Source organism: Streptomyces sp. NPDC050988 (genome assembly GCF_044456225.1).
Lineage (GTDB): Bacteria > Actinomycetota > Actinomycetes > Streptomycetales > Streptomycetaceae > Streptomyces.
Window position 1 is genome coordinate 80,711 of record NZ_JBITFQ010000042.1, and the last position, 10,608, is coordinate 91,318.

General features: G+C 72.0%; 8 protein-coding genes. 2 read left to right on the plus strand and 6 right to left on the minus strand.

Annotated elements, in window-relative coordinates; genetic code table 11:
- Positions 1 to 67: 67 nt before the first annotated feature.
- The 6 genes from ACIBEI_RS45665 to ACIBEI_RS45690 form a co-directional block, all read right to left on the minus strand.
- A complete protein-coding gene (locus ACIBEI_RS45665; protein ID WP_398897077.1) occupies positions 68 to 3,502 on the minus strand; it encodes an SAV_2336 N-terminal domain-related protein in 3,435 nt (1,144 codons plus the stop codon).
- Positions 3,503 to 4,453, minus strand: coding sequence for an AAA family ATPase (locus tag ACIBEI_RS45670; protein WP_398897078.1), 951 nt, complete (start codon positions 4,451 to 4,453; stop codon positions 3,503 to 3,505).
- Positions 4,450 to 6,615 carry a trypsin-like peptidase domain-containing protein gene (locus tag ACIBEI_RS45675; protein ID WP_398897079.1) on the minus strand — a complete coding sequence of 722 codons (2,166 nt, stop codon included), beginning with the start codon at positions 6,613 to 6,615 and terminating at the stop codon, positions 4,450 to 4,452. The genes ACIBEI_RS45670 and ACIBEI_RS45675 overlap by 4 nt, the downstream gene beginning before the upstream one ends.
- Before the next feature lie 53 nt (positions 6,616 to 6,668).
- Complete coding sequence (locus tag ACIBEI_RS45680; RefSeq protein WP_398897080.1) at positions 6,669 to 7,055, minus strand: CU044_2847 family protein; 387 nt, start codon at positions 7,053 to 7,055, stop codon at positions 6,669 to 6,671.
- A gap of 59 nt (positions 7,056 to 7,114) precedes the next feature.
- Entirely contained in the window at positions 7,115 to 7,606 is a 492-nt protein-coding gene (locus ACIBEI_RS45685; protein WP_398897081.1) for an NUDIX domain-containing protein, read from the minus strand.
- A 103-nt stretch (positions 7,607 to 7,709) separates the two neighbouring features.
- Positions 7,710 to 8,804, minus strand: coding sequence for an ADP-ribosylglycohydrolase family protein (locus ACIBEI_RS45690; RefSeq protein WP_398897082.1), 1,095 nt, complete (start codon positions 8,802 to 8,804; stop codon positions 7,710 to 7,712).
- Positions 8,805 to 8,943: 139 nt separating this feature from the next.
- On the opposite strand from ACIBEI_RS45690, the gene ACIBEI_RS45695 reads away from it, so the two are divergent.
- Together ACIBEI_RS45695 and ACIBEI_RS45700 are read left to right on the plus strand one after the other, a co-directional pair.
- On the plus strand, positions 8,944 to 9,198 hold the full coding sequence (locus ACIBEI_RS45695; RefSeq protein ID WP_398897083.1) for a hypothetical protein: 255 nt from the start codon (positions 8,944 to 8,946) through the stop codon (positions 9,196 to 9,198).
- Between the two features lie 166 nt (positions 9,199 to 9,364).
- Positions 9,365 to 10,486 carry a glycerate kinase gene (locus ACIBEI_RS45700; RefSeq protein ID WP_398897090.1) on the plus strand — a complete coding sequence of 374 codons (1,122 nt, stop codon included), beginning with the start codon at positions 9,365 to 9,367 and terminating at the stop codon, positions 10,484 to 10,486.
- The last annotated feature ends 122 nt before the right edge of the window (positions 10,487 to 10,608 follow it).

Sequence of the window (10,608 nt, forward strand, 5' to 3'; positions counted from 1 at the left end):
GCCGACAGTAGGCGGCGCGGGGCGGGGTGGCGAGCCGATATTCCGTGGTGCTGCCGTGTGGTGGACGTCAGGGGAACATGGGGCGCGGTCCGAGCAGTAGGGCTGCGAGTCGCAGGTAGGCCTTGTACGCATCGGGGGTGAGCCAGGACAGTTCGACGGTGCTGCCCATACCAAGATGCCCGTCCCGCGGCACGGTGACGATGCCCCGGCAACGGGAGCGCAGGCCTCGGATGCTGCCAGGTTCGAGGGACCAGCCGGCGGCGGGGCGACTGTGATTGAGAACGACCACGGCCTCCCTGACCAGGTGCGGCAGGTCGAGGGTTACCAGACGATCCAATGACTGTTGTGCCTGTGTCACGCCCGCGGGGTCTGCTCGGGAAACGATGACGACTCGGTCGGAGTGCCTGAGGACCTCAGGTATGAACTTGTCCGAGTCGACAACAGTGAGGTCGAAATACTCTTGAGTTGCTTGTGCTACTTTGCGGAATTCGAGGTCGGTGAACTGCCCCACCGATGACGGGCGGGAGATCAGGTCGTTGGCGAGCACGAAAAGTCCCGAACGGTGCGGTGACAGAAACAGCTGGAGATCCTCGAAGTGGCGCATGTGGGGCAGGGAGGTTGCCAGATCGGACAGGTTGGCCGACGTATTGCGAAATACGCGGTCGGCGATGCGAACTTGTCTGCCAATTCGACGGTCCGCGTCGATCGCCAGGACACGCTCTTGTCGTTGATCGGCCAACACCGCACCCAGCATCGTCGTCGTCGTGGTACAGCCAACTCCGTCCTTGACTCCTACGAGTGCGATCCGCAGGGGTCGCTCCAACGGGGCCCGAATCACCGGCACCCACTGCTCATGCTGGGGTGCCGCGCCATCCAACGGGCCCGGGTCGGCATTCGCTTCGCCGTCCTCCCACTCAGCGCCACCTGGTAGCAACGCCCCGAAGGCGTCAACCAGTTCTTGCGCTGTTGGCCGGCCGGTCGGCTCGGGCTCAATGCACCGCAACAGCAACTCGGCAATTCTTTCGTCGAGTTGAACGACCTTTGGGTGGGACGACAAGGCTTCGCGAGTGAACCAGCGCCATTGCCGCCCTGTGGCAGCCTGGAGCAGAATGGCGCCGAGAGAGAAGACATCGCCCGCAGCGATCCGGGACTCGCTCCACGAGGTCACCTCAGGGGCGCGGTAAGGAGACTTGGGGGGCACCGACCACCTCGACGCACTCCATGCTCCGTCAATGCGAGCCGAAGTCCAACCGATGATGTGCAAGGTCAACTCGGTGACCAGTACCGTTCCAGGGGTCAATGCCCCGTGCACGATGCCCTTGCGGTGGAAGAGGCTCACGGCGCGTGCCAGGTTCCAGCTCAGCCAATTGAACAGTGGAGTGCTGGGCATCGCCCCCGCGGCATCAAGAACGGAACGCAGCGTGGGTGCGGGTAGACCACTGCTCAGGGAGTCGAGCTCCATGGCAATCCACGGGAGGGGGCCTGCGAGGTCACTGCCGACCACGGCGGGTGCGTACACACCGTTCATGCGTTGCAACGCACGGAGTTCGACGTCGAGCAGTTCCTGTGCCACCGGCACGGAAAGCGAATAGGCCACTCGCAGCAGAACCTCCTGTCCTTGATCATCCTTCCCGATGTAGGCCGTAGGTTTTCCACCGGCTCCGTCGCGTTGCAAGAGCGCGTACGGGCCGAGTACATGCAGGTCCTGCATCCGGACCGGCAGCCAGGACGGGGAGGTACCCAGATCAGGCGGAAGCTGTACGTCTTCGCGCTCGTAGTCGGTGATCCGCTCCGGTTCGGGAGCCATCGGCCGGGCCCCCAGATGGGTCAGGAGCCGGTCCTCCAGCCAGGCGAACGGGCGGGTCCCGGGCAGGAGTTCACCCGTTCCCGAAGGGTGTGCCAGCCAGGCGGGGAAGTCGGGGGAGCGGCCCACGAGGGTGCGCAGGCGTTCCGTGACGGCTCTGGTGGTCCGCAGGAGATCGATCGGGGACGCCGTGTCGAGCAGGATCTCCTGGGCGTCGCTGGGGAAGCCGAACCTGCGGTGCTGGACCGGGAGTCGCTCGTCGACCGGCTCGACCTGGCGCATCAGCCCGCCGAGGAACACCTCGGCGAGATGCGCGGTGTCGGCCCGCCACGGCACGGCCGCCTGGACCAGACGCATCACGGGCACCGTCAGCGGCGACACCGCGGCGAGATGGGCGGCGAGCCGGTAGGCCTGCGGCGAAGCGGCGTCCCGGAACCTGAGGACGGCGTCCGAGGCCTCCGCGGCGCGGGTGCCCGCGCGTCCCCGGGGGCCCTTCGTGTGCAGGGGCGCCAGCAGCGGCAGCTGCGCACTGGCACCGGGCGACGCGACGAGCCGCGCCCAGGCGGCGATGGCCGGCGGATACGGTTCGAGCACGGGCACCGGGACACCGTTGAAGTCCTCGCCGAGCCCGGGCGGCAGCAGCGGGTCGGTCACCTCCCAGGTGTCGTTGGCGGCCCCGCGCCGCCGGGTCGTCACCAGCCACGGTTCCGAGCGGATCGCGGACCCGTCCCACAGGTGTGCCGGGAGGGCGTGCATGATCGCCGTCGGGCCCTGGCGCGCCCAGCGTTCGAGGGCCGCCCGCAGCCGTCCGTCCCTCCAGCAGGCCCCGACGCCGTCGCTGATCACCAGCACGAGCGTGCCGCCCGAGGGGTCGGCCACCGAGGCGGGGGACAGCAGGGGCGCGTGCGGGTCGAAGGGGCGGGCCCGCAGCAGGGGAGCCGTCGCGGACCTGGTGTCGAGACCGTGCACCCGGATGTCGCGGAAGGCGCCCAGGCGTTCGAGCAGGGCCCGCAGCTCCGATGCGAGACGCCGCCACAGCAGCATCGAGATGCCGTCGTCGATGAGCAGTGTCAGATCGAGCCAGCGCTGCCGGGCCGGCCGGGTGACCACGTCGGGCAGCCCCGTCTCGGCCATCGCCTCTGCCGTGGCGTCCTCGTCGAACTCCCGCTTCAGCGGCCCTGGTTGGGGTTGCTTGAGCAGGCGGAGGGCACGGCCGATGCGGAGTTCGTCCTGCCCGAGCGCCTTCTCCTCGGGAACCCGTACGGGAAGCGCGCCGTCGCCCGGCGCACCGCGCCTGCCGTCCGCTCCGAGCTGGGCGAACTCCGGTGCGCTGCGGGCCGCGGCGGCCGCGTGCAGTGCGCCCAGGAGCTGGGCGGGCGGGGGCGGTTGGGGCGAGGACCGCGGCATCGGGGCGGAGCGCTCCGCGGCGTCCGGTCCGGTCGTGCCGGGCGTGGCCCCCGAGCCGTCCCGTGCGCCGGGACCGGCCCGGCGTGCGGAGTCCGGTGTCAGGGCACGCGCGAGCGGTGCCGTGCCGTCCGCCGGGAGCCGGGCCGCCAGCCACAGGACGTCGAGGAGTTCATGGATGGACAGGTTCTGGCCCGCGAGCCGTCCGAGTTCGCCGAGAGGAGGAGGCGGCGACGGCTCGGCGCCGCCGCGCGGCCCGTCCGGGGCACGAGGGCCCTGCCCGTCGCGCGACACCTAGATCGTCCCGCCGAGGCGGTGCAGCACGGCGTCCAGCAGCCCCTCCGCGTTCAGATCGACTCCGCCCCTGCGCAGGAACACGGCGTTGAGCAGCTGGTCCGTGGCGAGTTCGCCCGGAGCGCGGCGGTTGAGGAACGCGTAGAGGAGGTCGTCCACACCGGACAGCGCCTCCTCGCCCAGATGCGCGGCGACGATGTCCCGCAGCCGCGCCTCGTCCGGGTCCGGCAGATCGAGCCGTACGCAGCGGCGCATGAAGGCGGGCGGGAAGTCCCGTTCGCCGTTGCTGGTGATCACGACGACGGGGAACTCCCGACAGCGCACCAGGCCGCGCGTCACCGTGACCCGCTCACCGTCCGAGCCGTGCGTGAGCACCTGGATCTCGGACCGCGCGTCCGGCAGCCGGGACAGCTCCGGTATCTCGAACTCGCCCTCCTCGAACACGGTCAGCAGGTCGTTGGGCAGGTCCACATCGCCCTTGTCGAGCTCGTCCACCAGCAGCATGCGCGGCCGGTCGTGCGGCACCAGGGCCGTACCCAGCGGGCCGAGCCGCACATACGTACCGATGTCGGGCTCGGGGTCGCCGCGCTCCTGCCGCAGATGCGTCTCGCGGAGCCTGCCGATCGCGTCGTATCCGTAGAGGGCGTCCTTCAGGACGGACCGGCTGTTGACGGGCCACTGCAGAACCGGGCCCAGCGACAACTCGTGTGCGATGGCGTGCGCGAGGGAGGACTTGCCGGTGCCGGGGTGCCCGGTGACGAGGAGCGGACGGCGCAGATGCAGCGCCGCGCTCACCACGTCGGCCTCCGTACGGCCGATGAGATACGGGCGGTGCCGCGGACGGGTGCCCGCCCCGTCCGAGAACTGCCGCCAGGGCGGCGCCTCGGGGAACTCCACCTGCCGGGCCACGCGGTCGCCGCGGAACAGCCGCCACTCCTCGTTCTCCGTCATATCGCCTGCTCCGTTCCGTCCGAAGGGTCGGCCAGCTGCAACTCGTCGGGCAGGGGCAACTCCGCGTCCTCCCACACCAGCGTGGGCCGCACCGCGGCCGCCCCGTCCGCGTACGCACGGACCCTGAAGTGCCGTACGCGTTCCGGGAGTCCGTCCACCGGACCCTCCGGAACCATCTCCGCGAGCCGGGTGCTGTCGCCGGGACCCGAGGCACCGCGGTCCCAGAGCACGATGGGCACCCCCATCACGAGACAGACGGGCAGCAACTCACCGCGGTGCTCGGCGGATCCATGCAGAAGGACGCGGGCGGTGTCCCGATGGGTTGTCTTCAGGAGCCCGATCAACCCGGCCCTGCCGCCCGTCCTGTGGTCCGCGTGCAGGGTGTCGCTCTCGTTGCGCGCGTTCCAGCGCCGGTTGAGATCACCGGCACCCGTGCGGGACCGGCGCCGCAGCTTCGGACAGCGCAGGACGAGATGGAAGTCCTCGCCGAGCGGCGCCGGGATGTACTCGTCGGCGCTCGCCCCGTCCCACTCGTCCACCGACAGCTCCAGCGCGTCCGGCGGCACGGACACGGCGACCAGCGCGACCCCGTCCTGAGCCCCTTCCGCGCCGCCCGCGACCTCCCGTACGAGACGCGCGATCTCCCGTCCCGTACGCGGCCGGTCCGACTCCGTGACGGCCCGCGCGGCGGTGCCGTCGCCCCGCAGCCGCCACACCGAGCAGCGGTAGTGGCCGACCGGGTCCTTGGCGTACCGGTCGAGTTCCACCAGGACGCGGGCGCCGGTGACGGTCGCCCGCGCGGACCAGCGCGCGGCGTCCGCCCGCCGTTCCCGCAGCGCCGACGCGTGGATGCCGAGGCGGGCGGCGACCCGGCCGCTCCACTCCTGGAGGACCCGGCACGCCAGGCCCCCGGTCTCCGCCGCCACGTACTCGACGACCCGCAGCAGCGCCGGAAGGCGCGGCGTCTCGTCGGGCACGGGCGACCCGTCGCCGTACCAGCTCTCCAACTCGCGCAGCACGGCCGGCACGGCGTGCGGGGCGAGCCGGGCCGCCTGCAACGACCGCGGCAGATCGGTGTACGGCAGAGCGGCGGTCGCGGCCCGGGGCAACAGCCCCGGATCGTGCTGCGCGAGATGGTCCAACTTCCCCAGCAGCACCCGGTGTTCGGCCACCGACAGCAGACGGGCGGTCTCGGTGAGCCGGCCCAGCGCCAGCAGCCGGTCGAGCTCGGTCCGCCCGCGCGGGTCGTCCACCGTGGGCGCGAGCGACTCGGTCAGTGTGGGCAGCGCCCGTTCCGTACCGACGAGCAGCCGGGCCAGCTCCTCCACGGTGGGAGCCGTGCCGTCGACCGGGGCCCGCAGGCCGAGTTCGGCCGCCAGCGCCGTCGCGTGGGCCGCCCGCGCCGTGGGGTCGCCGAGCAGGGTGTGCAGCGGGCCGACCATCATGTCCCGCACCGACTCGTCCTCGGCGGACACCGACACGGACGCCGACCGGGTCCGCAGATCCACCAGGTACGGCTCGGGAACCGCGCCGGCCCGCGACAGCTCCCGCAGCACCGACTGCCAGCCGAGACCCCAGCTGCGCCGCACGGTGTGCTGGGCCGACAGCGGTTCGTCGGGGGCGGTGATCCGCCCCATGACCAGACCGACGGCCGCCCCGTCCGCCACCGACCACAGCATCCCGCCGCTGTAGCCCTCGTCGACCGCGGCGCCCGACAGATGACCGTCGAGATAGCCGATACCGCCGTCGTAGGCGCCCACCCGGACATCCGCGTACGAGAACGGCTGGCCGCCCCCGTACCACGCCCTGACCTGCTGGCCCCGCTCCATCTCCAGCCAGCGGACCGGGCCCACGGGCGGCGGTGGCTCCTCGTCCAGCTCCAGTACGGCCAGATCGCCGTCCCACTCCAGAGAGCCGTCGGCCACCGGTCCGTACTGGTGGGAGCGCGGCGGTATCCAGGCCACCAGACGGGCTCTTCGGGCGCCGGCCGCGGAGAGCACCGGGAAGGCGACGTCGAGCGCGACCTTTCCCGGGTCGAGCGGGCTGAGGCTGCGCAGCCCGAGCGCCACGTTGACGACATGGGCGCAGGTCAGGAGTCTGCGGCCGGAGAGGTACACGCCGGCGCCCGCGGTCCGTGCGTGGTCCGTGGAAAGGACCCGCACCAGCGCTCCGCGGGCATCGGCGGAGCGACCATCGCGCGACGGCCCGAACCACGTCACGGTTCGGTCCTGCGGGGGAGCTGCCAGGTCGCCGAAATGGTCATGCTGGCCTGGCCGTTGGCCCCGACTATGCCGATCCTGAGGTCCTGGCCGATCTGTATCCCGAAGTCGACCGATATCTCGTCCGGCGGGTCGGGGATACCGCGTACGGAGTCGTGCACCTGCTGGAGAACGGGGCCCAGCGGGCTCAGCACGGTCCGCAGGGCGTCCGTGGCGAGCGCGCCGACCCGTGCGCCCCGCCCGACCGGAGTCGCTCCGGCGATCCCGCCCGGCAGATCGGGTCCGCCCGTGCTGTCCGGCCGGGCCTCGCCCGCGGCTGCCAGCTCGAAGCGGACCTGCGCTCCGTCATCGAGTGTGAACTCCATGTAGTCGTAGTGCGGCACAGGATGCATTGTGCCGATCAATGGGCCGTACAGGTAGGGAAGTTGAGGAATCCGGAGATTCAGGCCACGGGGCGCCCGTTCTCCAGTTCCGCCGTTCCCGCGCCTGTCGCGAGCACGTCCAGCGAGGCGAGTACCCGGCCGCCCAGGGAACCCGAGATGTACTCGGGAAGCTCCTCGGGGGCCACGAGGCGCCAGGACAGCAGTTCCTCCTCCTGGAGCCGGATCGCCTTGAACTGGTCCTCAGACAGGACGCCTCCGTCGTAGAGGTACGCCACGATCGGCGGCCGCGTGGTGGCGGGCACCCAGTCCACGGCGAGCAGCCGGCCGATCTCCAGGTCCAGGCCGATCTCCTCCAGCGTCTCGCGGCGGGCGCCCTGGCGCGGGGTCTCGCCGTCGTCGGACTCGACGGTTCCGCCGGGCAGGGCCCAGCCGTCGCGGTAGTTGGGCTCGACGAGCAGCACACGGCCCTCGGCGTCACGGAAGAGCGCGGCGGCGCCGACGAGGACACGGGGGAGCCCCGCGATGTACGTGGCGTAGTCAGGAGTCGTCATTGGGGCAGCGTAACGAGGCGGGACCGGCGCCCGGGCAAGATCACCCGGGAGTAATCCTTACGAGGCCACGGCCCCGGCGGGCAACGCGTCACGGTCTCGGCGGTCAGCGCGTCACGGACCCGGCGGGCAGTTCGGCACTCACCGCCAACCGCACTGTCCGCTCTGCCAGTTCACTGATCCGTACGCCGTCGAAGCCGAACACCGCGCTGTGCACGGTGTCCTCCAGCGGGACCGTCCACTGCGGGGGAATCGCGGCGGCTCCACCGAGCACACCCGCGACGGAACCCGCGGTCGCGCCGTTCGAGTCGGTGTCCAGGCCGCCGCGGACCGTGAGGGCGATGGAGCGGGTGAAGTCGCCCTCGCCGTACAGGAGTCCGGCCGTCAGGACGGCGGCGTTCGGGATCGTGTGGATCCAGCCGAGGCCAGCCGTCTCCTCCGCCGCCGTGTCGAGCGTGGCCTCCCAGCCCAGCCCGGTCTCGTGGAGCGTCATCACCCGGCGCACGGTACGCGCCAGGCGGCTGCTCGCCGGGATCACCGTGAGCGCCGTGTCCAGGGCGTCCCGCACGGTCGGCGCGGTGAACGCGGCGGCCACCAGTGCGGCTGCCCACATCGCCCCGTACACGCCGTTCCCGGTATGGGACAGGACCGCGTCCCGGCGGGCAAGGGAGGCCGCGCGCCGGGGCCGGCCCGGACTGGTCCAGCCGTGGACGTCGGCGCGGATGAGGGCACCGATCCACTCCTGGTACGGGTTGTCGTAGGTCGCCGTCAGCGGCGGCTTCAGCCCGTTCGCGAGGTTCCGGTACGCCGCGCGCTCCGCCGTGAACGTCTGCAGATACGGCAGCCGCAGCAGCCACAGGTCGCCCACCTGCTCCGTACTGAAGCCGAAGCCGTGCGTCTCCAGGAGGTGCAGACCGAGAATCGCGTAGTCCACGTCGTCGTCCCGGCAGCTGCCGTGGATCCGGCCGCGTACGCACCTGCGCCATTCCGGCCGCAGCACGAACTCCTCGCTCGGGTCGGCCGGCTCCGGCAGGTAGTCCGTGAGCGGCAGGGCGTCGGCCTGCCGCAGATAGCGGTCGATGCGGTCCCGCGTCCAGTAATCACCCCGCTCCACCGGTTTGCCGAGCATGTTGCCCGCGATCCGGCCGAGCCAGCCGCCGAGGACACGGTCCGCGAGATCGTCAACACCCACAGGGGTCATACACCCGGTGTACCGAATTCCCGCCGGTCCTGCCCGCTGTACGTAAATCCGGCAGCGCACCACATGAGAGGCTCGTCGGGTTTTAGTCGTATTGCGGTTGGGGGTCCGTGTTCCGGGGCCCCCGAGAACTGGGAGACCCATGAAGTCGATGAGCCGTACGACCGTCCTGGCGGCCGGTGCCGCCGCCGCGGTCGCCGCCGTCCTGTCCGTCACCGGCGCGGCGCCCGCGCAGGCGGCCCCCGCCGAGCCTCTGGTGAACACCGGGGACGTCGGCGTGCGGACCGGGGACGTCGACGCCCTGGAGGACGTGCTGGAGCACATCAGCGTGCCGTTCGGTGGCAGCGGGACGCTGACGCATCAGCTGTACGACTCACGCGGCGCCGACGCCGGCTGACCCGCGGCCGCTGTCCGGGACGTGAGAACCGCCCTGGGCAGCGGCCCCCTCCTCCGGTTAGGGTCGCAGCGGCGCGACTGCCTTGACGTGTGCAAGGCCCGAAGAGCAAGGGGAATGCAAGGTGGCGGACGCTGCAGTGAATCGGAGCCAGGGCCGGAACCAGCGGGTGCTCATCGCCGCGGACAAGTTCAAGGGCTCGCTCACGGCCGTGCAGGTGGCCGAGCGCGTGACGGCCGGACTCCGCAGGGTCGCGCCGCGGGTCGAGGTCGAGGCGCTGCCGGTCGCCGACGGCGGAGACGGCACGGTCGACGCGGCGGTCGCCGCCGGGTTCGAGCGGCGTGAGGTACGGGTCGCCGGGCCCCTCGGTCACGAGATCACCGCCGCGTTCGCGCTGCGCGACGACACCGCCGTCGTGGAGATGGCCGAGGCCAGCGGCCTGCAGCGACTGCCCGCCGGGTCCTTCGCACCGCTCACGTCGTCCACGTACGGGTCCGGGGAACTGCTCCTGGCCGCGCTGGACGCCGGGGCGCGGACGATCGTGTTCGGTGTCGGCGGCAGCGCCACCACGGACGGCGGGGCCGGGATGCTGGCCGCGCTCGGGGCGCGCTTCCTCGACGAGGACGGCGAGCCGGTGCCGCCCGGCGGCGGCTCCCTGGGACAGCTCGCCACCGCTGACCTGTCCGGCCTGGACCCCCGCCTCTCCTCCGTCGACGTCGTCCTCGCCAGTGACGTGGACAACCCGCTGACCGGCCCCAAGGGGGCGCCGGCGGTGTACGGGCCCCAGAAAGGGGCCTCGCCCGACGACGTGGCGGTGCTGGACGCGGGGCTCGCGCACTTCGCCGCGGTGCTGGAGAAGGCGGTCGGGTCGAAGGCGGCGGAGTACGCGGTCGCGCCCGGGGCCGGGGCGGCGGGCGGTATCGGATACGGGGCCCTGGTGGGCCTCGGTGCGAGCTTCCGGCCCGGCATCGAGGTCATGCTCGACGTCCTCGGCTTCGCCCCCGCGCTTGAGCGGGCCACGCTGGTGATCACCGGTGAGGGGTCCCTGGACGAGCAGACCCTCCACGGGAAGGCTCCCGCCGGGGTCGCCGCCGCCGCCCGGGCCGCCGACAAGGAGGTCATCGCCGTCTGCGGCCGCCTCGCCCTTCCGCCGGAGGCGCTCGGCCGGGCCGGGATCCGTCGCGCCTACCCCCTCACGGACGTCGAGCCCGACATCTCCCGCTGCATCGCCGAAGCGGGCCCGATCCTGGAGACCGTCGGCGAGCGGATCGCCGAGGACTTCCTGATCTGACCGTCCGCAGTCGCCCGCTGCCTTTCCTCGCCCCCGCCGCCCCTACCCGTCCCGTCCCTGGGGGCTGCCGCCCCCAGCCCCCCGCATCGCGCTGCCGCGCTCGTCCTCAAACGCCGGACGGG

What these genes read in the sequence shown, in the direction of transcription:
- ACIBEI_RS45695 (WP_398897083.1), top strand. Translation starts at nt 8,944, where the DNA reads ATGAAGTCGATGAGCCGTACGACCGTCCTGGCGGCCGGTGCCGCCGCC.
- ACIBEI_RS45690 (WP_398897082.1), bottom strand. Translation starts at nt 8,804, where the DNA reads ATGACCCCTGTGGGTGTTGACGATCTCGCGGACCGTGTCCTCGGCGGC.
- ACIBEI_RS45670 (WP_398897078.1), bottom strand. Translation starts at nt 4,453, where the DNA reads ATGACGGAGAACGAGGAGTGGCGGCTGTTCCGCGGCGACCGCGTGGCC.
- ACIBEI_RS45685 (WP_398897081.1), bottom strand. Translation starts at nt 7,606, where the DNA reads ATGACGACTCCTGACTACGCCACGTACATCGCGGGGCTCCCCCGTGTC.